The 22386-nt window shown below is 69.6% G+C and carries 19 protein-coding genes; 8 read left to right on the forward strand and 11 right to left on the reverse strand.

The window, feature by feature from the left end; genetic code table 11:
* Nucleotides 1–7 precede the first annotated feature (7 nt).
* A complete protein-coding gene (locus EOW66_RS15870) occupies nt 8–1096 on the forward strand; it encodes an ABC transporter ATP-binding protein (protein ID WP_128157271.1) in 1089 nt (362 codons plus the stop codon).
* 165 nt (nt 1097–1261) lie between these two features.
* Here EOW66_RS15870 and EOW66_RS15875 read toward each other — a convergent pair whose 3' ends face one another.
* The 7 genes from EOW66_RS15875 to gltX all read right to left on the reverse strand — a co-directional run bounded on the left by EOW66_RS15875 (nt 1262) and on the right by gltX (nt 8340).
* Nucleotides 1262–2548 (reverse strand): peptidoglycan DD-metalloendopeptidase family protein, encoded by a 1287-nt coding sequence (locus tag EOW66_RS15875; RefSeq protein ID WP_380710366.1) that lies wholly within the window; start codon nt 2546–2548, stop codon nt 1262–1264.
* Nucleotides 2549–2580: 32 nt separating this feature from the next.
* On the reverse strand, nt 2581–3249 hold the full coding sequence (locus EOW66_RS15880) for a protein-L-isoaspartate(D-aspartate) O-methyltransferase (RefSeq protein ID WP_113898856.1): 669 nt from the start codon (nt 3247–3249) through the stop codon (nt 2581–2583).
* Nucleotides 3246–4034: a 5'/3'-nucleotidase SurE gene (surE, locus tag EOW66_RS15885; RefSeq protein WP_128157272.1), complete on the reverse strand. Its 789-nt coding sequence runs from the start codon at nt 4032–4034 to the stop codon at nt 3246–3248. Before surE ends, EOW66_RS15880 begins: the two co-directional genes overlap by 4 nt.
* 306 nt (nt 4035–4340) lie before the next feature.
* On the reverse strand, nt 4341–5000 hold the full coding sequence (locus EOW66_RS15890; RefSeq protein WP_128157273.1) for an SDR family NAD(P)-dependent oxidoreductase: 660 nt from the start codon (nt 4998–5000) through the stop codon (nt 4341–4343).
* Between the two features lie 75 nt (nt 5001–5075).
* Nucleotides 5076–5495, reverse strand: coding sequence for a DUF1284 domain-containing protein (locus EOW66_RS15895; RefSeq protein ID WP_128157274.1), 420 nt, complete (start codon nt 5493–5495; stop codon nt 5076–5078).
* 73 nt (nt 5496–5568) lie between these two features.
* The gene (gltA, locus tag EOW66_RS15900) at nt 5569–6864 is read right to left on the reverse strand and encodes a citrate synthase (protein ID WP_128157275.1); all 1296 of its coding nucleotides are present in this window, start codon (nt 6862–6864) and stop codon (nt 5569–5571) included.
* A gap of 75 nt (nt 6865–6939) precedes the next feature.
* The gene (gene gltX / locus EOW66_RS15905; protein WP_128157276.1) at nt 6940–8340 is read right to left on the reverse strand and encodes a glutamate--tRNA ligase; all 1401 of its coding nucleotides are present in this window, start codon (nt 8338–8340) and stop codon (nt 6940–6942) included.
* A gap of 122 nt (nt 8341–8462) precedes the next feature.
* Here gltX and EOW66_RS15910 point away from each other — a divergent pair, with 122 nt between their 5' ends.
* Nucleotides 8463–10586, forward strand: a complete 2124-nt coding sequence (locus EOW66_RS15910) for a ComEC/Rec2 family competence protein (protein WP_239017614.1) — start codon at nt 8463–8465, stop codon at nt 10584–10586.
* Here EOW66_RS15910 and lexA read toward each other — a convergent pair.
* Nucleotides 10580–11272: a transcriptional repressor LexA gene (lexA, locus tag EOW66_RS15915; protein WP_128157277.1), complete on the reverse strand. Its 693-nt coding sequence runs from the start codon at nt 11270–11272 to the stop codon at nt 10580–10582. The genes EOW66_RS15910 and lexA overlap by 7 nt on opposite strands.
* 135 nt (nt 11273–11407) lie before the next feature.
* On the opposite strand from lexA, the gene trmB reads away from it, so the two are divergent.
* The 5 genes from trmB to rpsA all read left to right on the forward strand — a co-directional run bounded on the left by trmB (nt 11408) and on the right by rpsA (nt 16728).
* Entirely contained in the window at nt 11408–12136 is a 729-nt protein-coding gene (gene trmB / locus EOW66_RS15920; RefSeq protein ID WP_128157278.1) for a tRNA (guanine(46)-N(7))-methyltransferase TrmB, read from the forward strand.
* A gap of 90 nt (nt 12137–12226) precedes the next feature.
* Nucleotides 12227–13573 (forward strand): 3-phosphoshikimate 1-carboxyvinyltransferase, encoded by a 1347-nt coding sequence (gene aroA / locus EOW66_RS15925; protein WP_128157279.1) that lies wholly within the window; start codon nt 12227–12229, stop codon nt 13571–13573.
* 122 nt (nt 13574–13695) lie between these two features.
* On the forward strand, nt 13696–14280 hold the full coding sequence (locus EOW66_RS15930) for a (d)CMP kinase (RefSeq protein ID WP_128157280.1): 585 nt from the start codon (nt 13696–13698) through the stop codon (nt 14278–14280).
* A gap of 39 nt (nt 14281–14319) precedes the next feature.
* The gene (locus tag EOW66_RS15935; protein ID WP_128157281.1) at nt 14320–14889 is read left to right on the forward strand and encodes a hypothetical protein; all 570 of its coding nucleotides are present in this window, start codon (nt 14320–14322) and stop codon (nt 14887–14889) included.
* Nucleotides 14890–15048: 159 nt separating this feature from the next.
* Nucleotides 15049–16728 carry a 30S ribosomal protein S1 gene (gene rpsA, locus EOW66_RS15940; RefSeq protein WP_128157282.1) on the forward strand — a complete coding sequence of 560 codons (1680 nt, stop codon included), beginning with the start codon at nt 15049–15051 and terminating at the stop codon, nt 16726–16728.
* 843 nt (nt 16729–17571) lie between these two features.
* Here rpsA and EOW66_RS15945 read toward each other — a convergent pair.
* Together EOW66_RS15945 and EOW66_RS15950 are read right to left on the reverse strand one after the other, a co-directional pair.
* Nucleotides 17572–19095, reverse strand: a complete 1524-nt coding sequence (locus EOW66_RS15945) for a GMC family oxidoreductase (RefSeq protein ID WP_128157283.1) — start codon at nt 19093–19095, stop codon at nt 17572–17574.
* Nucleotides 19096–19105: 10 nt separating this feature from the next.
* A complete protein-coding gene (locus tag EOW66_RS15950) occupies nt 19106–19807 on the reverse strand; it encodes a FadR/GntR family transcriptional regulator (protein WP_128157284.1) in 702 nt (233 codons plus the stop codon).
* Nucleotides 19808–20073: 266 nt separating this feature from the next.
* On the opposite strand from EOW66_RS15950, the gene ppaT reads away from it, so the two are divergent.
* Nucleotides 20074–21258 carry a pyridoxamine--pyruvate transaminase gene (gene ppaT, locus EOW66_RS15955; protein ID WP_128157285.1) on the forward strand — a complete coding sequence of 395 codons (1185 nt, stop codon included), beginning with the start codon at nt 20074–20076 and terminating at the stop codon, nt 21256–21258.
* Between the two features lie 88 nt (nt 21259–21346).
* Here the strand turns inward: ppaT and EOW66_RS15960 are convergent, their stop codons facing one another.
* Nucleotides 21347–22378: a 2,5-dihydroxypyridine 5,6-dioxygenase gene (locus EOW66_RS15960; protein ID WP_128157286.1), complete on the reverse strand. Its 1032-nt coding sequence runs from the start codon at nt 22376–22378 to the stop codon at nt 21347–21349.
* Nucleotides 22379–22386: the final 8 nt, after the last annotated feature.

The raw sequence follows: 22386 nt of genomic DNA on the forward strand, positions 1-22386 counted from the left end.
AGACGCAATGACCCAGACCCCCGTTCCGCCCCGGCTGCAGGTCGAGGGCCTGATGCGCAGCTTCGGCGGGCGTCAGGTGCTCGACGACGTCAGCTTCTCGATCCCGGCGGGGCAGGTGACCTGCCTGCTCGGCCCCTCGGGCTGCGGCAAGTCGACGACGCTGCGGATCATCGCCGGCGTCGACATGCAGGACCGCGGCCGGATCCTCGTCGACGGCGCGCTGGTGTGCGACACCGTCTTCCGGGTGCCGCCCGAGCGCCGCGCGATCGGGCTGATGTTCCAGGACTTCGCGCTTTTCCCGCATCTGAGCGTGGCCGAGAACGTGGCCTTCGGCCTTGCGGGCTCGAGGGCCGAGAAACGCGCGCGGGTCAGCGAACTGCTCGGGCGCGTGCATCTGGCGCGTCACATCGACAGCATGCCGCATGCGCTCTCGGGCGGCGAGCAGCAGCGCGTGGCGCTGGCCCGGGCGCTCGCGCCGCGGCCGCGGATCCTGCTGATGGACGAACCCTTCTCGGGCCTCGACGAGCGGCTGCGCGACGACATCCGCGACGAGACCCTTGCGCTTCTGAAGGAAGAGGGCACGGCGGTGCTGCTGGTCACGCATGAGCCGCACGAGGCGATGCGGATGGCCGACGAGATCTTGCTGATGCGCGAAGGCCGGATCGTGCAGCGCGGCGCGCCCTACAATCTTTACAACGCACCGGTCGACCGCAAGGCGGCCGCCTTCTTCTCGGATATCAACGTGCTCAGCGGGCGCGTGCAGGGGGCGCTGACGCCGACGCCGTTCGGCGATTTCCTGACCCCGGGGCTGGCCGATGGCACCGCCGTCGACATCGTGATCCGGCCGCAGCACCTGAAGATCGACTTCGACCGCGCCGGCCGCGGCCCCAATCCCACCGCGCAGGACGGCACCCCCGCCCGCGGCGTGGTCGAGCGCGCCCGCTTCATGGGCCGCGAGAGCCTTGTCGAGTTCCGCATGGAGTTCGACGGCTCGGTGCTGCGCGCCACGGTGCCGAATGTGTTCCTGCCGAAGCCCGGCACGCCGATGTGGCTGATGATCCGCCGCGACCGCTGCTTCGTCTTTCCGTCCGTCTGAGGCGGAGAGGGCACAAGGGGGGGCGCTGCCCCCCGTCCTGCGGACTCCCCCCGGGATATTTGCGGCAATTGGAAGCAGCCGGGCGCCGGTCTTCCAATCGCGCCAAATATCCCGGGGGTGAATTTTGCCGTCAGGCAAAAGCGGGGGCAGCGCCCCCGGCTTGCGTCATTGCAGATAGGGCATCGGGTCGACGGAATCGTAGCCCTTGCGGACCTCGAAATGCACGAAGGCCGGTTCGCCCGCGCGGAGCTTCGCGATCGCCTGGCCGCGCTTCACCGTGTCGCCCTTCTTCACCGCGATGCCGTCGATATTGGCATAGACCGTCAGCAGCCCGTTCGCATGGCGCAGCACCAGGATCGGCACCTGTTCGGTGTCCTTGGTGATGGCCGCGACGGTGCCGGCCTCGGCGGCCCTGATCGGCGTGCCGGCAGTGGCCTTGATGTCGACGCCGTCGTTCTTGCCCTTCACATAGGGGCGGATGATCGAGCCCGCCACCGGCATCTCAAGCTGCGAGGTCGCCGAGGCCGCGGTGCGGGTGGCGCCGAGGTTCGGCACGCCCGAGGTGTCGACCGGGGTCGAGGCCTTGACCGGGCTCTCGGCGGGCAGCGGCTTCGAGGCCGAGGGCGGCTCGGGCGTGGGCGAGGCGGCGCCGGGCGGCGTCACCGCCGCCGCGCCTGCGGTCTGCGTGCCGGTGGCGGCGACCGGGATCAGCAGGTACTGCCCCTCGCGCACGCTCAGATCCGCCGGCAGGCCGTTCCATTCGGCGAGCGCCTTGGCCGAGACATTGTAATAGCGCGCGATCGAATAGGCGGTCTCGCCGCGGGCGACCTTGTGGCGCACCGGCTCGGCCGAGGCGGGCTGCATTCCGGTCGCGGGTTTTGCCGGGGTCGGGGCGGCGCTTGCCGGTGCGGGTTTCGCGGTGGCCGCGGCGGTGCTGCCGTTTGCCGCGGCGCGGTCGATCGCCGAGGAGGCGAGCGAGGTGATGTCGATGCGCTCGGCACCGGCGCCGGTGGCCGTGGCGGCGGGGGCTGCGGCGGTGGTCGCCGCGGTGGCGACCGGTTCGGCCACGCGGCGCGGCAGCGCCAGCACTTCGCCCCGGTTCAGCGGCGTGTTCGACGAGATCGCGTTGTGGCGGGCGAGCTCCTCCGCATTCACGCCGACGCGGGTCGCGACGGTGGCGACGGTATCGCCGCGGCGCGCCACGGCGACCTGGAAGTTCGGATAGGAGATCACGCCGCGGCTGTCGGGCTCGGGGCGGGCGGCGGTGGCGCTGCGTGCGGCCGTGCTCGTGTCGAAGCCCAGTTTGCCGAAGCCGCGCAGGTCGGCGTCCATGTCGGAGCAGGCGGCAAGCGCCGCCAGCGCGCAGCCTGCCAGCAGCAGGCGCGGCGCCGCACGGCGCGGCAGGGAAAGGGTCTGGCGCAGGGGGGCGGTCATCGGCTCGGTCCTCGTCATCTTGGTGGCCCCTGTCGCCGGGGCCTTGGTCCTCAGTCGCTTGCCATGCCCTCGACAAGCGGCACGAAACGCACGGGGCGCAATTCCTCGTAATCGAAACCGGTCTCGAGGCGGCGCACGCGGATCAGGCTTTGAACCGTGTCCGACTGGCCGACCGGAAGCACCATGATACCGCCGATCTTCAGCTGGGACAACAGGGGGCCTGGCGGGTCCTCGGCCGCGGCGGTCACGAGGATGCGGTCGAAGGGCGCCTGGTCGGGCAGGCCGCGGGTGCCGTCGCCGGCGATCGCGACGATGTTCGGGATCGCCAGCGCCGCGAAGATCTCGGAGGCCTCGCGCACCAGCCGGCGGTAGCGGTCGACGGTGTAGACGCGGCGCGCAAGCGTGCTCAGCACCGCCGCCTGATAGCCCGAACCGGTGCCGATCTCGAGCACGGTATCACGCGGCCCGACGCCAAGCGCCTGGGTCATCAGCCCGACCACCGAGGGCTGCGAGATCGTCTGGCCGCAGGCAATGGGCAGCGGCATGTCCTCATAGGCGCGCTCGGCGAAGAGGCCGCGCACGAAAGGGCCGCGGTCGACCCGTTCCATCGCCGACAGCACCCGTGCATCCGTCACGCCCTTGGAGCGCAGCGCGAAGAGGAAGCGCATCTTGCGCTCGGCGATCGGTTCGATGCCGTCCTCCTCGGGCGTGTCGGTCATGCGAGGCGGTCCTCCAGCTCGGCCAGCACGTCATGCGCGGTCAGATCGCAGCGCATCGGCGTGACCGAGATCCAGCCCTCGAGGTTGACCGCCGCATCGGTGCCGGGCGCGGTCGCGGTGTGCTGCGGGCCGCCCTTGACCCAGAGGAACCGCCGCCCGGTCGGCGAATGATGCGGCTCGACCGAGAAGAAGCTGTCGGTGCGATAGCCCTGCGGCGCCACCTTCCAGCCCTTCACCGCGGCGGCTGGCATCGGCGGGAAGTTGATGCTGTAGAAGACGCGATAGGGGCCGTCGTCCCAGATCCCCTTCTGCCACAGCTGGCGCAGCAGCGCGGGCCCGTGCACGCGGGCGGCCTCGAACGGATCCATGCCGGGACCAAGGCACTGCGGCCCGAGGAACTGGCTCAGCGCGATTGCCGGCACGCCCTGCAGCGCCGCCTCCATCGCGCCGCCGAGCGTGCCGGAATAAAGCGCATTCTCGGCCGAGTTGTTGCCGCTGTTGACGCCCGAGAGCACCAGATCGGGCTTGCCGCCCTCGAAGACATCGTAAAGCCCCGCAAGCACGCAATCGGCCGGGCTGCCCTCGGCGGCATAGCGGCGCGGGCCGTGTTTCGCGATCATCATCGGCCGGGTGTAGCTGATGCAATGGCCGACGCCCGACTGCTCGAAGGCCGGGGCGACGGTCCAGACCTCGCCCTCGGGGCCTGCAAGTTCGGTCGCAAGGTCGAGCAGGACCTCGAGCCCCGGCGCGTGGATGCCGTCGTCATTGGTGATCAGAATGCGCATGAAGTCCCCGTCCGGCTCGTGTTGCCCCTGCTTAGCCCGCAAGGCCCGGCGCGACAAGCGACGGGGCGCATGCGTCGGGATTTCCGGGAGATGTGTGGTCACAGGGCAGCGCTGCGGCACGGGCGGCGAGGGGGGCTCTGCCCCCCGCTGCGCTCCCCCCGAGGTATTTGTGCCAAGATGAAAGCAAAAGGGGCCGCTTGCGCAGCCCCGGCAGCCGATCCCGGCCCCTGCTTTCTTCTTGGCCGAAATACCTCGGGGGTGAGCGGCGACGCCGCGAGGGGGCAGCGCCCCCTTCGCCCGCCGGTCTTAAAGCTCGGCGAGGAGGCGTTTCGCCTCGTCGCGGATATCGGCAAGGGGGGCACGGTCTTCCGACGGGAAGAACCGCGCGCGCGTCGCCGTCGGCATCGGCCGCGGTTCGGCGATCACCACGCGCGGGCCGATCTTGACGTTTTCCGCCTGCCAGCTGCGGGCAAGCGCGATCTGCGCGGCCTTGGTCGCGCCATAGGCGCCGAAGAACTTCTGTCCGCCGCGCGGATCGTCGAAGAAAAGTGCCGTGCCCGCGCCCGCGCGCAGGAGCGGCTCGATCAGCGGGATCAGCGTCGCCGTCGCGGTGACGTTCGTGGCGACGGATTTCGCGAAATCCTTGGCGTCGATATGGCCCGCGGGCGCAAGCGGCGCGGCGTGGATCGCGGTGTGCGCCCAAAGCCCGATCCGGCCCCAGCGGCCTGCGATCGCATTCGCCAGATGCTCCATCTGTGCCGGGTCGGTGACGTCGAGCGGCGCGAGCGAGGCGGAGCCGCCCGCCGCCTGAATCCGGTCATCGAGCTCTTCGAGCCCGCCCACGGTGCGGGCGACGGCCATCACGTGCCAGCCCCGGGCGGCAAGGGTTTCGGCAAGCGCCGCGCCAAGCCCGCGCGAGGCGCCGGTGACGAGGGCGATGTTCTTTTCGGTGGTCTCGGTGCTCATGGCGGCTCCTTGCCAGAGGGCGGGGCGGCGCGCAAGCGTTTCGCGCGGGCGCCCCTGCGGCATCCTGTTGCGGTCTCAGCTGCCCGATTGCAGCCGGGCGAGGGCGGCGCGGCACATGCCGTAGCGCAGCCACTGACATGGCGCGCAGATCTCGCTCAGCGTCTCGGCGGGCAGCGCCCGCATCCGCTCGAGCGCCTCGCCCCAGCTCAGCCGGTCGCCGGGCCTCAGGCCGAGCGCGCGGGCATGCGCGGCATCAAGCCGGTCGATCGTCGCCGCGCTGTCGCAGCCGTCGCCGCGCCGCGCCGGGCAGGGGGCGCAGATGTCGTCAGCCCCGGCCGTCACCTCGATCTCCACCCCGGACCCTGCCTCGGTGCGCAGCCGGCCGATGACGATCGCCGTCATGTTGGCGGTGAAGGCGTCGGAATAGCCTTTGCCCTCGAAACCGAGGGAGCACAGGAAATGATGCGGGCGGTAGCGCAGCGGGCGGTCGGTCATCGCGGAGCGGGCTTTCGGGCGGATATGCGAAGGGCCGGGGAAATCCCCGGCCCTCGAGTGGCTCTGGCTGGCCTCAGCGCGCGTCGACGTCGACGTAGTCGCGGAAGGTCGCGCCGGTGTAGAGCTGCCGCGGGCGGCCGATCTTGCCGGTGGGGTCGCCGATCATTTCCTTCCACTGCGAGATCCAGCCGACGGTGCGCGACAGCGCGAAGATCGGCGTGAACATCGAGGTCGGGAAGCCCATCGCCTCGAGGATGATGCCCGAGTAGAAGTCGACGTTCGGGTAGAGCTTCTTCGAAACGAAATACTCGTCATGCAGCGCGATGCGCTCGAGCTCCTTGGCGACCTGCAGCGTCGGGTTGTTGTGGATGCCGAGCAGTTCGAGCACCTCGTCGGCCGATTCCTTCATCACCTTCGCGCGCGGGTCGAAGTTCTTGTACACGCGGTGGCCGAAGCCCATCAGGCGGAACGGATCGTTCTTGTCCTTGGCGCGGGCGATGAATTCCGGGATCCGATCCACGGTGCCGATCTGGCGCAGCATCTCGAGGCAGGCCTGGTTGGCGCCGCCATGCGCCGGGCCCCAGAGGCAGGCGATGCCGGCGGCGATGCAGGCAAACGGGTTCGCGCCCGAGGAGCCGGCCAGACGCACGGTCGAGGTCGAAGCGTTCTGCTCGTGGTCCGCATGCAGGGTGAAGATGCGGTCCATCGCCTTCGCCAGCGCCGGCTCGACGTGATAGGGCTCGGCCGGGACCGAGAAGCACATGTGCAGGAAGTTCTCGGCGTAGCTCAGCTCGTTGCGCGGATAGACGAAGGGCTGGCCGATCGAGTACTTGTAGGCCCAGGCGGCGATCGTCGGCAGCTTCGCGATCAGCCGCATCGAGGCCACTTCGCGCTGCCACGGGTCATTGATGTCGAGGCTGTCGTGGTAGAAGGACGAGAGCGCGCCGACGACGCCGACCATGGTCGCCATCGGGTGGGCGTCACGACGGAAACCGCGGAAGAAATACTGGATCTGCTCGTGCAGCATGGTGTGCCGGGTGATCCGGTACTCGAAGTCCTCCATCTGCTGGCGGCTCGGCAGTTCGCCGTTCAGCAGCAGGTAGCAGACTTCGAGGTAGTGCGATTTCTCGGCCAGCTGGTCGATCGGGTAGCCGCGATAGAGAAGCTCGCCCTTGTCGCCGTCGATATAGGTGATCGCCGACTCGCAGGCGGCGGTCGAGGTGAAACCGGGGTCGTAGGTGAAGACATCGGCCTGGCCATAGAGCTTGCGGATGTCGATCACATCCGGACCCACGGTGGGCGAGAGAACCGGCAGCTCGTAGGTTTTGCCGTCGAGCGTCAGTGTGGCAGTTCGTTTCGTGTCAGCCATGAGCTTCCCTTTCCTGTCGTCCGGCTGGGCGCGCCGGTCTGTTGGGTCCGGTTTCACCGGAGAGGCGGCCCGCCCTCAGGCCGCCTGATCGTTCACCCTGGCCAAGGTCTCCTCCCGGCCGAGGACATACATCATATCGAACACACCGGGGGTCACAGACCGTCCCGCGAGTGCGGCACGCAGGGGAGAGGCCAGCTTGCCGAGTCCGAGGTCTTTCTCCTCCGCAACCTGCTTCACGATGGCCTCCAGATCTTCGCGCGTCCAGCTAGCATTTTGCAGGCGCGGCGTCAATTCTTTCAGTATACCACGGGATACCGGATCGAGCTGTTTTGCCGCCTTCTCGTCCACGTCGACCGGCCGCTGCACCAGGGCGAAATGTGCCTTTTCAATGAGTTGCGGGAAGGTCTTCGCGCTCGACTTGATGTAGGGCATTGCCGCGCGCAGCCCCTTTGCCTGGGTTTCCGTCAGCGCCGGCAGCTCTGCCGCCTCCAGATAGCCCGCGACCTGCGGCATCAGCGCGTCATCATCGGCCACAGCCATGTGCCGGCCGCAGATGTTCTCGAGCTTCTTGAAGTCGAGACGCGCCGGCGAGCGGCCGATTCCTTCCAGCTCGAACCAGCTTTTCGCCTGCTCGTCGGTGAAGAATTCATCATCGCCGTGGCTCCAGCCGAGTCGCGCCAGATAGTTGCGCATCCCCGCCGCCGGATAGCCCATGGCCTGATATTGCTCGAGCCCGACCGCGCCGTGCCGCTTCGACAGCTTCTTGCCGTCCGGGCCGTGGATCAGCGGGATATGGGCATAGACCGGCACCTCCCAGCCCATGGCATGATAGATCTGCATCTGCCGCGCCGCGTTCACCAGGTGGTCGTCGCCGCGGATCACATGGGTCACGCCCATGTCGTGGTCATCGACCACCACCGCCAGCATATAGGTCGGCGTGCCGTCCGAGCGCAGGCAGACCATGTCGTCGAGCTGGTCGTTGCGCACCGTGACATCGCCCTGCACCTTGTCATGCACCACCGTCGCGCCCTCGCGCGGCGCCTTCAGCCGGATCACATAGGGGGCATCCGGATAGGTCGCGGGGTCGGCGTCGCGCCAGGGCGAGCAGAACAGCTGCGAGCTGCCCTCGGCCTTCGCCTTTTCCCGGAACGCCTCGATCTCTTCCTGCGTCGAGAAGCACTTGTAGGCCGCGCCGCGGGCGAGCATCTCGCGCGCCACCTCGGCATGCCGCGGCACGCGCTCGAACTGGCTGACCACCTCGCCGTCATAATCGAGGCCGAGCCAGTCGAGCCCCTTCAGGATCGCCGCCGTCGCCTCGGGGGTCGAGCGGGCGCGGTCGGTGTCCTCGATGCGCAGCAGGAAGGTGCCGCCGTGGCCGCGCGCGAAGAGCCAGTTGAACAGCGCCGTGCGGGCCCCGCCGATATGCAGATAGCCGGTCGGCGAGGGGGCGAAGCGGGTGACGATCTTTTGCGACATCGGGGGCCTTTCTCGCCCGGTCCGGCGGGCGCCGGGAGGGGCGTTGTTAACGATCTGTAAACCATGCAGCCGATAGGCTGACCTTCGGCGTCTGTCTAAGCGCGGAGGGGCAGAGAAACAAGGTGTCCGAGCCGGGGAGCGCGATCACGACCGGGCGCGCACCGGCGCGCCTGTCCGCGGCGGTGCTGCGGGCGGGGCTGGTGCGGGCGCTCGGCGCGGGGCTCGACGATCCGGCGGCGGCGCTGGTGCGGGCGCGGCTCGACCTGCCGCTCTGGGCGCCGGTGGCACTTGGCACGGGCATCGGTGCCTGGTTCGCGGCACCCGTCGATCCGCCTGCGGCGCTGCTTGCGGCGCTTGCCGGACTGGCTTTCGCAGCGGTGCTGATCTGGGCGCGGGGGGCGGAACCGCTGCGCTTTCCCGCCGCCGTTCTTGCGTTGATGGCACTGGGGGGGCTGCTGGCCGAGGCGCGGGCCGGGGCGGTCGCGGCCCCCGTGCTGCCCTTTCGCTACGACGGCCCGGTCGAGGGGCGGGTGCTGGCCGTCGACCGCTCGTCGCGCGACCGGATCCGACTGACGCTCGATGCGGTGCAGCTGGCGGACATGGACGCCGCGCGCAGTCCGGCGAAGCTGCGGGTGACGCTGCGCCCCGAGACCTCCGCGCTGCCCGAACCGGGCGAACGGGTGATGCTGACCGCGAACCTGCAGCCGCCCGCGTCGCCGGCCGAGCCCGGCGCCTGGGATTTTCGCCGCACGGCGTGGTTCGAGGGGCTGGGGGCGGTCGGTTTCGCCCGCGGCCCGGTGCTGCGCGTGGCGCCCCCCGATCCGGGCGACCGGGCGCTGGCCGGTCACCGGCTGCGGCTGCGGCTGTCGGCGGCGATGCAGGCGCGGATGCCGGGGCAGGCGGGGGCCGTCGCCGCGGCATTGATGACCGGCGACCGGTCGGGCATTTCCGAGGCGACGAATGCAGTGATGCGGGCGGCGAACCTCTATCACATCATCTCGATCTCGGGGCTGCACATGGGGATGCTGGCGGGCTTCGTCTTCGCTGCGCTGCGCTATGGCCTCGCCGCCATCGGCCCCTTCGCGCTGATCTGGCCGGTGAAGAAGATCGCGGCGGCGGTGGCGCTCGCGGCCTCGACCTTCTATCTCTGGCTCGCAGGCGCCGAGGTGGCGACGACCCGCGCCTGGCTGATGACGGCGGTGATGCTGCTTGCGGTGCTGCTCGACCGGCGCGCGATCTCGCTGCGCACGGTGGCGCTTGCGGCGCTGGTGCTGCTGGTGCTGGAGCCCGAGAGCCTGACCGAGCCGGGCTTCCAGATGTCTTTTGCCGCGACGGTGGCGCTGGTGCTGGCCTTCGGCCCCTGGGCGCGGATCGCGCCGCGCCTGCCGTGGCTTGTGCGCCCGGTGGCGATGCTGGTGCTGACCTCGCTTGTTGCGGGCTCCGCCACCGCGCCGATCGCGGCCGCACATTTCGGCCGCGTCGCGGAATACGGGCTGTTGGCGAACCTGCTCGCGGTGCCGGTGATGGGCACGCTGGTGATGCCGGCGGGCGTGATCGCGGCGCTGCTCGCCCCCCTTGGCCTGGCCGCGCCGGCGCTGTGGGTGATGGAGCAGGGCACGCGCTGGATGATTGTCGTGGCCGGGCGGGTCGCGGCGCTCGATGGTGCGGTGATTGCCGTGCCGGCGCCGCCCGCCGCGGTGCTGCCGCTGCTGGCGCTTGGTGCGCTGGTGGCGGTTCTTGCGCGCGGGGTGCCGCGGGTTGCGGGGCTTGCGGCGATGGTCGTGGCGGCGGGGCTGTGGGCCACGGCGAGCCGTCCCGCGCTGCTGATCGCGCCCGAGGGGGCGCTCGTCGGGCTGAGCACGGCGACCGGCCGGGCGCTGTCGAAGCCCGGCGCGGCCTTCGTTGCCGAAAGCTGGCTCGAGGCCGATGGTGACGCTGCCGCGCCCGAGACCGCCGCCGCCCGCCCGGGATTTTCCGGCCCGCGCGGGGCGCGGGCGGCCCTGTGGAACGGCCGCGCCGTGGTGCATCTGAGCGGCACCGGCGCGCTTGCGGCGCTGAGCGCCGTCTGCCACGACGACGCCCTTGTCATTCTGGCGGCTCCCGCACCCGATCCGGCGCCCGTAGGCTGCGAGATCTGGGACCGGGACCGGCTGCGCGCGGGCGGCGTGGCCTTTGCCGCCGATGGCCGGCAGATCGGGCCGGGGCAGGGCGCGCGGCGCTGGACCGGGCGCCCGCGTCGTCAGTAGCTGCGGATCAGCCCGACAAGCCGGCCCTGCACCTTGACCTGATCCTCGCGCAGCATCCGGGTTTCATACTCGGGGTTCGCCGCCTCGAGCGCGATCATCCCGCCGCGGCGCAGATAGCGCTTCAGCGTCGCCTCGTGCCCGTCGACCAGCGCCACCACGATATCGCCGTTGTCGGCCGTGCCCTGCTCGCGGATCACCACGATGTCGCCGTCATTGATGCCAATGCCGATCATCGAATCGCCCCGCACCTCGAGCGCGTAATGCTCGCCCCGCCCCGAAAGCATCGAGCCCGGCACCGCGATGTGGTGCGAGACCTCGGCGATCGCCTCGATCGGCACGCCGGCGGCGATCCGCCCCATCACCGGAAGTTCCAGCGCATGCACCGCCTCGACCGGCAGCGCGGCGCGCGGCGGCGCCACCTTCTCGCCCTCGATCACCCGCGGCGTGAAGCCGGGCTTTGCCGTCTCCATCGCCTCGGGCAGTTTCACGATCTCGATCGCGCGGGCCCGGTGCGCAAGGCGGCGGATGAAGCCGCGCTCCTCGAGTGCGGTGATCAGCCGGTGGATCCCCGACTTCGAGCGCAGGGCGAGCGCGTCCTTCATTTCGTCGAAGGAGGGCGGCACGCCGTCGCGTGCCACCCGCTTCTGGATGAAATCCAGCAATTCCATTTGCTTGCGCGTCAGCATCGGCGGTGCATCCCGGTTTTGTTCGCGGTGAGTTCACATTAAGTTCTAACCCCGTTCCGCGCTCCGGTCAAGATTTGCCCTGCGCCGGGGCCCGCGGGGCTTGACCGGCCCGCGCCGCCGCCCTAGAGGCCGGCCATGAGCGACGAGAGCGAACATCCCGAGGCAGCGGACGGCGACACCAGCCGGCCCGAATGGCGCAACTTCTACGGCCGCATCCGCGGCAAGACGATGCGCGCCTCGCAAAAGACCTATCTCAGCGAGGATCTCGACAGCCTGCGCCCGCGCGGCATCACCCGGGCCGAGAACCCGGCGCGCGAGGTGATCGACCCGGCCACCATCTTCGGCAACGATGCGCCGATCTGGCTCGAGGTCGGTTTCGGCGGCGGCGAGCATCTGGTGCATATGGCGGCAACCTATCCGCAGGTGAACATCATCGGCGCCGAGCCCTTCATCAACGGCGTGGCGATGCTTCTGGGCAAGATCCGCGCCGCCGAGGTGACGAACCTCGCCGTGCATCCGGGCGACGCGCGCGACCTGATGGACGTGCTGCCCGAGGGCAGCATCGCCAGAGCCTTCCTGAACTACCCCGACCCCTGGCCGAAACGGCGCCACCACCGCCGGCGCTTCGTGACGGCCGATCATCTCATGCCGCTCGCCCGGGTGATGGCGCCGGGCGCCGAGTTCCGCGTCGCGACCGACATCCCGAGCTACATGGCCCAGGCCCTGCGCGAGGTGCCGAAGGCGGGCTTCGAGCTTGTCGCCCATTCCGGCACGCCCTGGAGCGACTGGATCTCGACCCGCTACGAGCAGAAGGCGCTGCGCGAGGGCCGCACCCCCGATTACGCCACCTTCCGCCGGCTCTGAGCACGCGGCAATTTGCACCGCGCGCAGGCCGGGGGCTTTCGCGGGCGCGCGCGCTGCGCTAACAGGGGCCGATCTTTCAGGGAGGTTTCCATGTCCGGCCACGGCGATCCGATCCGCATGACCGCGCGCAAGAGCGCCGCGCTTTCCGGCGTGGCCGAGGTGCCCGGCGACAAGTCGATCTCGCATCGCGCGCTGATCCTTGGCGCGCTCTCGGTCGGCACCACCAAGATCACCGGCCTGCTCGAGGGGCAGGACGTGCTCGACACGGCGAAGGCGATGGCGGCCTTCGGCGCCGGCGTGACGCGCGAGGGCGCGGGGGCGTGGACGGTCGAGGGCGTGGGGGTGGGCGGTTTCGCCGAGCCCGCCGAGGTGATCGACTGCGGCAATTCCGGCACCGGGGTGCGGCTCATCATGGGCGCGATGGCGACCTCGCCGATCACCGCGACCTTCACCGGCGACGCCTCGCTCCGCAAGCGGCCGATGGGGCGGGTGACCGATCCGCTGGCGCTCTTCGGCGCGCGTGCCTATGGCCGCGCCGGTGGCCGGCTGCCGATGACCGTGGTCGGCGCGGCCGAGCCGGTGCCGGTGACCTATGCGACGCCGATGGCCTCGGCGCAGGTGAAATCGGCGGTGCTGCTCGCCGGCCTCAACGCGCCCGGCCAGACCGTGGTGATCGAGAAGACCGCGACCCGCGACCATACCGAGCGGATGCTGCGCGGCTTCGGCGCCGAGGTCAGCGTCGAGGCAACCCCCGAGGGCAACCGCATCACCCTGACCGGCCAGCCCGAGCTGCGCGGCCAGACCGTTGCGGTGCCGCGCGACCCGTCGTCGGCCGCCTTCCCGGTCTGCGCGGCGCTGATCGTGCCGGGCTCGGACATCCTTGTCCCGGGCGTCAGCCAGAACCCGACCCGCAATGGCCTGTTCCTGACCCTGCGCGAGATGGGCGCCGACATCAGCTTCGAGAACGAACGCGAGGAGGGCGGCGAGCCCGTCGCCGACCTGCGCGTGCGCTTTTCCGAGCTCACTGGAATCGAGGTGCCGGCCGCGCGCGCCGCAAGCCAGATCGACGAATACCCGGTGCTGGCGGCGGTTGCGGCCTGCGCGCGCGGCACCACGGTGATGCGCGGCGTGCACGAGCTGCGGGTGAAGGAAAGCGACCGCATCGACGCGATGGCGCGCGGGCTCGAGGCCTGCGGCGTCACCGTCGAGGAAGACGACGACACGCTGATCGTGCATGGCCTCGGCCCCGATGGCGTGCCGGGCGGCGCGACGGTCGCCACCCATATCGACCACCGCATCGCGATGAGCTTCCTGGTGCTCGGCCTTGCCGCGCGCGCGCCGATTTCGGTCGACGACGGCTCGCCGATCGCCACCTCCTTCCCGGTGTTCGAGCCGCTGATGCGCGGGCTTGGCGCCGGGATCGTTCGGGAAGGCTGAGAGCAAGGACGCCTCCGGCGGGAGTATTTGGGCAAGGAAAAGCCCGGGATCTTTGCGCCCCGGCGTTTTCTTGGGTCAAATACTCGAAAAGCGACCGCGGGGCCGGGACAGAGGGGAAACGCATGAGATTTACCGTGGCGATCGACGGGCCGGCGGCGGCCGGCAAGGGCACGATCTCGCGTGCCGTGGCCGCGCGCTTCGGCTTTGCCCATCTCGACACCGGGGCGCTCTATCGTGCCGTCGGCGTGAAGGGCGGCGACCCGGTCGCGGCGGCGCGCGGGCTGACGGCCGGGGACCTTGCGCGTGACGATCTGCGCACGCTCGAGGCGGGGCAGGCGGCCTCGCGCATCGCGGTGATCCCCGAGGTGCGGCAGGCGCTTCTCGACTTCCAGCGCGCCTTTGCCCGGCGCGAGGGCGGCGCGGTGCTCGACGGGCGCGACATCGGCACGGTGATCTGCCCCGGGGCCGAGGTGAAGCTGTTCGTCACCGCCTCGCCCGAGGTGCGCGCGCACCGGCGCTGGCTCGAGGTGGGCGGCGACGAGGCGCGGGTGCTGGCCGAGGTGAAGGAGCGCGACGCGCGCGACATGAACCGCGCCGATGCGCCGCTGAAGCCCGCGGCGGATGCCATGGTGCTCGACACCTCCGAGATGTCGATCGACGAGGCGGTGGCGGCCGCGATCGCGCATATCGAGGCCCTGCGCGGCTGACTTCACAACCGGGCGGGGCAGGCGCATGATGCGGCGATGATGCGCCACCTGTCCCTTGCAATCCTTCTTGCCGTTCTGGCGCTGCCCGCGGTGGCGCTCGAGCGCCCCGAAGGGTTGCTGTGGAACCACTCCGGCCTGCCGCTGACCCTGCCGCTGCAGGTGAAAAGCGATCCGGGAACGGACCTTTATCTGCAGCTTTCCGACCCCGCGACCGGGCAGGCGGTGCTTGCGGCCTATGTCCGCGGCGGCGCGTTCTTCCGCGTGCTGGTGCCGCCCGGTCGCTGGGCGCTGACATTCGCGCGCGGGCAGGACTGGCAGGGCGAGGACGGGCTTTTCGGCGCCGCGACCGAGGTGATCGCGCTGCCCGGGCCGCTCGTTTTCCACACCGAGGGCGCGGCGCGCAAGAGCGGCCATCTGATCGACCTGCGCGGCGCAGGCCCGGTTTTGCGCGACATCGGCCTGTGCCAGCGCCGCGCGCTCGATCCGGAAACCCTGTCGGGCTCCTGGGCACGGAAGCACCCGCACGGGCTGCCGGACCCGCGCGAGCCCGGCCCCTTCACCACGCCGCGCTACGATCTGCGCAGTCATTTCTGCGACGATGCGGGCTGAGGCCGCGCCGAAACTCCTTGCTCCACAGGCGAATTGCGCCTATATCGCCCCCGACCGAGGGGGGCAGACGGCTGTCTGCACCCGCCTCGGCGTATCCACAAAAGACCGGCGGAGCCAACCGTCAGGCCAGTGAAACACACGCAAAGGAAACTGAAACGCATGTGCGCTAAAGCGACTATGGAAGAATTCGAGGCCCTTCTGAACGAAAGCCTCGAGATCGATACCCCCCAGGAGGGTTCGGTCGTCAAGGGCAAGGTCATCGCCATCGAGGCGGGCCAGGCCATCATCGACGTCGGCTACAAGATGGAAGGCCGCGTCGACCTGAAGGAATTCGCCAACCCGGGTGAGGCCCCCACGATCGCCGTCGGCGACGAAGTGGAAGTGTACCTCGACCGCGTTGAAAACGCCCGTGGCGAGGCCGTGATCTCGCGCGAGAAAGCCCGCCGCGAAGAGGCCTGGGACCGTCTCGAGAAGGCCTATGCCAGCGAAGAGCGCGTCGAAGGCGCCATCTTTGGCCGCGTCAAGGGTGGCTTCACCGTCGATCTCGGCGGCGCCGTGGCCTTCCTGCCCGGCTCGCAGGTCGATGTGCGCCCGGTGCGCGACGCCGGCCCGCTCATGGGTCTCAAGCAGCCGTTCCAGATCCTCAAGATGGACCGTCGTCGTGGCAACATCGTTGTCTCGCGTCGTGCGATCCTCGAAGAGAGCCGTGCCGAACAGCGCGCCGAAGTCATCTCGAACCTCACCGAAGGCCAGGTGGTCGACGGCGTGGTCAAGAACATCACCGAATACGGTGCCTTCGTTGACCTCGGCGGTGTCGACGGTCTGCTCCATGTCACCGACATGGCGTGGCGCCGCGTGAACCACCCGTCGGAGATCCTGTCGATCGGCGAGACCGTCAAGGTCCAGGTCGTCAAGATCAACAAGGAAACCCACCGCATCTCGCTCGGCATGAAGCAGCTGCAGAACGATCCGTGGGATTCGGTCGAAGCCAAGTTCCCGATCGGTTCGGTGCACAAGGGCCGCGTCACCAACATCACCGACTACGGCGCGTTCGTCGAGCTGGAAGCCGGTGTCGAGGGCCTCGTTCACGTCTCGGAAATGTCCTGGACCAAGAAGAACGTGCACCCCGGCAAGATCGTCTCGACCTCGCAGGAAGTGGACGTCATGGTGCTGGAGATCGACACCGCGAAGCGTCGCGTGTCGCTCGGCCTCAAGCAGTGCATGCGCAACCCGTGGGAAGTCTTCGCCGAGACCCATCCGGTCGGCTCGGTGATCGAGGGCGAAGTGAAGAACATCACCGAATTCGGTCTGTTCATCGGTCTCGACAACGACATCGACGGCATGGTGCACCTCTCCGACCTGTCGTGGGACAAGCGCGGCGAGGAAGCGATCCAGGACTACCGCAAGGGCGACGTGGTCAAGGCCGCGGTCACCGAGGTGGACATCGAGAAAGAGCGGATCTCGCTCTCGATCAAGGCGCTCGACGCCGACACCTTCTCGGATGCGGTTGACGGCGTGAAGCGCGGCTCGGTGATCACCGTTGCCGTGACCGCGATCGAAGACGGCGGCATCGAGGTCGAATACAACGGCATGAAGTCCTTCATCCGTCGTTCGGACCTCGCCCGCGACCGTGCCGATCAGCGCCCCGAGCGGTTCCAGGTTGGCGACAAGGTCGACGTGCGCGTCGTCAACGTCGACAGCAAGACCCGCAAGCTCGGCGTGTCGATCAAGGCGCGCGAGATCGCCGAAGAGAAGGAAGCCGTGGAACAGTACGGCTCGTCCGACTCGGGCGCCTCGCTCGGCGACATCCTGGGCGCTGCGCTCAAGAGCCGCGAGTAATCCGCGATCAGGGCAGGGGCTTCGGCTCCCCCCGGAACCCCGCCCGAAAGGGCGGGGTTTTTCGTTTTGCGGCGGCTCGCCCGGCGTGGCGGAGGAGGGACCAGCCGGAGCGAGGCCATCGGGATCTGCCGTCGGGCGACCCCGTGCCGGCACTCAAGGCGCAGCTCAGGCCGCGGCGGAGCCTGCCGGAGGGGGCGGGGCGTTCCGGGATTGATTTCAGACGGATCATCGTGGGTCGGTTGAGGCGGTTCGAGACGCCACGCCAAAGGCATCAGAACCTGATGTTGGCGAAGGCTTCGGGGGGAAACACTTGGCGCCTCCGTGCCGCAAGCAGGGGCTGTCGGAACGGCGGGCGCGTCAGAGTGCCGGGGCGGCAACCCGACCCACCAAAAAGCCCCATGGCCACCGCTCCACATGCGCAACCGGATCGCGATCATGTTTGGCAGGCTGAAGGGCTGGCGGCGCGCGGCCACCGGCTATGGCAGAGGCCCCAAGGACCCCCTCTCGGGCGTTGTGGTGGCTGTAACCGGCTTGTTTCGGCGATGAGCCACGAACCTAACCGGTTGTCGATGCCCCCTGCTGCCGTTCAAAGGGGGCTCGCCGCACCGGACTGGCCGGGGATCGGGGAGATTTTCCGCCTGATCTCGGGCGTGCTGACGGATGTCGCGGCCCCGGCGTCCCGAGATCCGGTGATGATGGCTTCGAACCGGATATGAAGTCCTTCCCCAACGACCGGCTGGGGCGGCGCGTGCCTGAACAGACCTGAGAGGGCCGACAGTCCTTTCCCTGCCCGGGGAGGATCGTCGCCCGGGGAAAGATGCGTTTCGCCTCCGGGCGGCGGGATCAGCCGCGAAAGCCACTCGCAAAGCTTTCGGCGATTGCCATCACCGCCGCGTGGATCGGCCCGGCGGTGATCGAGGGGATCACCGAGGCATCGACGATCCACAGGTTGTCGAGCCCGCGCATGGCAAGATCGGCATCGGTGATCGCGGCCTCGTCGCGGCCCATGGCGCAGGTCGCCACCGGGTGGTGATGGGTGATCGCGGCGCGGGCGATGAAGGCGTCGAGCTCGGCATCCGTCTGAAGCGCCGGGCCGGGCAGCACCTCCTCGGCAACCCAGTTCGCGAGGGCAGGGCTCGCGGCGATGGCGCGGGCACGTTTCAGTGCGACGCGGAACAGGTGGCGGTCATGCTCGGTCGTCAGATAGGCGGGGTCGATCATCGGCGCATCGGAAGGCGCGGGGCCGGTGATCGCCAGCCGGCCGCGGCTGGTCGGGTTGGTGACGCCGAAGAGCAGGGTGAAGCCGGTGCCCGGCGCCGGCGCCGCGAACCCCTCGGCGACGCTGGGCGCGACGACGCAGCCGACCACGATCTCGGGCCGGCCGGTGGTGCGCGCCGGGTCCTCGGCCTGATAGCTCAGGCTTTCCGAGACCTGCAGCTTCGAGGGCGCCACCGGGCGTTTCGAGCGGCACACGACGCCCGCTCCCAGCATGTGGTCGTGCAGGTTGCGGCCCAGTTCGGGCCGGGCGAGGTGGCAGGGCACGCCCGCCGCCGCCAGCATGGCCGGATCGCCGATGCCCGAGCGCATCAGCAGCAGGGGCGTGCCGATCGCGCCGAGCGACAGGATCACCCGATCGGCTGTCAGCACCTGCTCGGTGCCCTCCACGCGCAGCTCGACCCCGGTGACGCGGGTGCCGTCAAGGCGCAGCCGGTGCACCTCGGCCCCGGTCAGCACGGTCAGATTCGGCCGCGCCAGAACTGCGGGCGTCAGCCAGGCCTCGGCGGTGGTGACGCGGCGCCCGTCGCGGATCATCAGCGCATTCGGCGCGGTGCCGATCAGCGCGCGCCCGCAATGGTCACGCAGCCGCGGCTGCCCCATCGCGACCCAGCCGGCGATGAAATCGCGCACCAGCGGGTGGGTCTCGGCCTCGGGCAGCAGAATCGGCATCGGCCCGGCATCGCCATGCAGATCGTCGCCGCCGCAAGACCAGCTTTCCGTCGCGCGGAAATGCGGCAGCAGCGCGTCATAGCTCCAGCGTTGCGAGCCCGAGGCCGCGACCCAGTCGTCGTAATCCTCGGCATGGCCGCGAACGTGGAACATCGCGTGCAGGTTGCTCGAGCCGCCAAGCGCCTTGCCGCGGGCCCAGTGATGCACCCGCCCGGCGGTGCCCGGCTGCGGCACGGTGGTGTAATCCCAGTCATAGGGGCGGCCCTGCAGGAAGGGCCACATCGCCGGCCGGGCGATGTCGGGGTCGGTCGGGCGCGTGCCCGCCTCGACCAGCGTCACCCGGCAGGCGGGATCGGCGCTGAGCCGGGCCGCGAGGATGCAGCCGGCGGACCCGGCTCCCAGAATGAGAATATCCGTCATCTTGTCCCGATCATGCCGCGTCGGTCGAGCGCGACCCGAGCCGCCCGGTCAGCTTGCGTTGCGTCCGTTCGAGGTGCTCATACATCGCCTCCTCGGCCCGGTCCGGGTCGCGCGCCGCGATCGCCTCGGCGATGGTGCGGTGTTCGTCGTCGCGCATCCGCACCCGTTCCTCGGTGGTGCGGCTGTCGGCGTCGCTGTCGGTGAAGCGCAGCCGGGCATCGTTCTGCACCCGGTGCAGCAGGATGTGCAGTTCCGAGGCGAGGCTGTTGCGCGAGCCGGCGGCGACGGCGCGGTGGAACTCCTGGTCGGCCTGGCTCGGGCTGAGACCCGAGGGCGAGTGTGCGGTCTGCAGGATCCGCGCGATCTCGTCGGGCGAGGCGCGCAGCGCCGCAAGCCGGGCCAGCGCCGGCTCGATCATCAGGCGCATCTCCATCACCTCGAGCGGGTTGGTCGACTGCACCAGCCGGGTGCTCGAGGGCGCGCGGTCGGCCAGCGCCCGCCGTCCGCTGCGCGCCGGGTCGATCTCGCCCGCGTCGCGCAGCACCTTCAGCGCCTTGCGCAGCGCATGGCGCGAGACGTTCAATTGCTCGGACAGGGTCCGTTCGGGCGGCAGCTGCGGCATCTCGGCGATCATCTCGCGCAGCCGCGTCAGCACCGGGCCCAGGGTGTCGTCGGGCGTCTGCGTCGCCGTGGTGTCGTCTCGATCCGTCATGCCTTGTTCGCCTCCCACCGCGGATTGCAGGTCGCGCGGCCCCGGTTTTCCGTGACGCTCCCCGCCGATGGTCGCCCGGAATAGTGCGGCCACGGGGTAGACGTCTTGCCAATGATCCTGAGAGATACACCAAACGGATGCAACCAAAAAATGGAAAATGGTGACATATTGGTTGCGAGCTTGGTTGGAGTGTGGTTGAGTTTCCCCAGGGGCCGACAGGCCTTCCGGGTGCGTCCCGGCACGAACCACAGAACAGGACAGGGACCATGAACGACGTTTCCGCAGCCGCCCTCGCCCCGGCGCTTTTCACGCTGACCACGGGGCCGGTGAACTGCTATCCCGAAGTGCTTTCCGCCATCGCGAAGCCGGTGCTCTACGATTACGACCCGGCCTTCCTTGCCTTTTACGAGGCGACCGTGCTGAAACTGCAGAAAGCCCTGCGAATCGAGACGGTTCCGGTGATCTTGCAGGGCGAGCCGGTGCTTGGGCTCGAGGCGGCGGCGGCTTCTCTGGTGGCACCGGGGGACGTCGTGCTGAACCTCGTCTCGGGGGTCTATGGCGCGGGCTATGGCGAATGGCTGAAGCCGCGGGCGGGCATCTTCCACGAGATCCGCGTGCCCTATGACGAGGTCATCGACCCGGCCGCGGTGGCGGCTTTCCTGAGCACCCATCCCGAGGTGAACGTGGTTGCGGTCTGCCATCACGATACCCCCTCGGGCACGCTCAACCCGGTCGCTGAAATCGGTCGGGTGGTGCGCGCGCATGGCGCGCTTTACGTCGTCGACTCGGTCTCGGCCTGGGCCGGGGTCGAGATGGATCTCGATGCGGTCGGTGCCGACCTGCTGGTGACCGGGCCGAACAAGTGCCTCGGCTGCCCGCCGGCGCTGTCGATCCTGGCGGTGTCGGACCGGGCCTGGGCGAAGATGGAGGCGAACCCGGCGGCGCCGCGCGCCTCGATGCTGTCGATCCTCGACTGGAAAGAGGCGTGGCGGAAGGAAAACCCGTTCCCCTTCACCCCCTCGGTGGCCGAGATCAATGCGCTGGATGCCGGGCTTGACCGTTATCTGGCCGAGGGGCCGGAAGCCGTCTGGGCCCGGCATGCGACCACCGCGGCGGCGATGCGCGCGGGGGTGATGGCGATGGGGCTCGAACTTTGGGCGGCGCGGCCCGCGATCGCCTCGCCGACCTGCACCGCGGTGAAGCTGCCCGCGGGCGTCGACGAGACCGCGCTGCGCACTTTGATGAAGCGCCGCTATGGCGTGGTGATCTCGTCGGGCCGGGCCGAGACCTTCAACCGGCTGGTGCGCATCGGGCACATGGGGCCGACGGCGTATCCGCTCTATGCCGTGGTGGCGCTGACCGCGCTTGGCGGCGCGATGGCCGAGCTGACCGGGCGCGCGATCGACATCGGCGCGGGCGTCGCGGCGGCCGAGGCGGTGATCCGGGGCTGAGCCCCGGGTTTCCCCCGCCACCGGCACGAATGGCAAAGGCGGCCCTGACGGGCCGCCTTTCCGATCTCCGGGGAATGTGGCTGCGGGGTCAGCCATGCACCACCCGGCCATCGACCGTCATCGCCACGCCATCGAGCGAGACCGAGCAGCCGCGCAACGGGATGTCGAGGTGGCAGGGCGTGTCGCGGTGGCCGCCGGCCTCGGTGTTCGGGCCGGTCGAGAACAGGAAATTGCCCTCGTAACAGCGGCTGTCCATGCTGAGCGCCGCCTCGCGGTCGTAAAGGCCGAGCGTCGTCCAGCTGGCCCGGTGCTCGAGCCCCCAGCCGACATGGGCCATGTAATAGGCGTCGGGATCGCGGAAGGTCTCCATGAAGCAGCGGATGTATTCCGCCGTCACCCCACCCTCGATCCGGGTGACGATGCCGTTCTCGACGGTGAACACCGTGCGGTCGGTGGCATAGCGCTTGAACGGCAACAGGATGTCGCCCGCGTCGATCACGATCTGGCCCTCGGCCGAGCCCTCGTCGGGCCAGCGTGCGATCATGCAGCTCGGCCAGTGGTCCCAGCGGCCGGGCGCGTCGGCGAGACCGAACTGTTCGAGCACCGGATACTGGCCGAGGCGGCAGCGGAAATCGGTGCCGGCCGTCGAGGTCACGGTCATCTCGCGCGCCTGGCCCATGAACACGCTGGCGCGCTTGACCTTGGCCTTCGCCTCGGGCGTCGGGATCATCCGCAGCATGGTCTCGGGCGGCTCGACGGCGAGCAGCATCCGGGTGCCGGTCTTCAGGATCTGCTCCTGCTCGGGCGAGAACAGCATCTGCATCGTGTCGATCACCAGATCGGCCGCCTTCAGCGCGGCGAGCGCCGCGGTGTTGAAGGCGAGGGGGGTCTTGCCGACATAGCCCGACTTGTCGCGCGACAGCGCCTTTTCGCCGTTGATCGGCGGCAGGTTGATCATCGTCAGCACGCCGCCGAGCAGGCCGATGGCGATGCGCGCGCAATTCACGATCTGCATGTTGCTGTCGTCCGAGGTCAGGATCGCCACCTGTTCCCCGGGCTGCAGCCGGCATTGTTCCAGCACGTCCTTCCAGGCAATGACGAAATCGGCGTCGCTGATCATGGTGTTCT

The sequence above is a fragment of the Paenirhodobacter huangdaonensis genome (assembly GCF_004022465.1).
GTDB lineage: Bacteria > Pseudomonadota > Alphaproteobacteria > Rhodobacterales > Rhodobacteraceae > Rhodobacter > Rhodobacter huangdaonensis.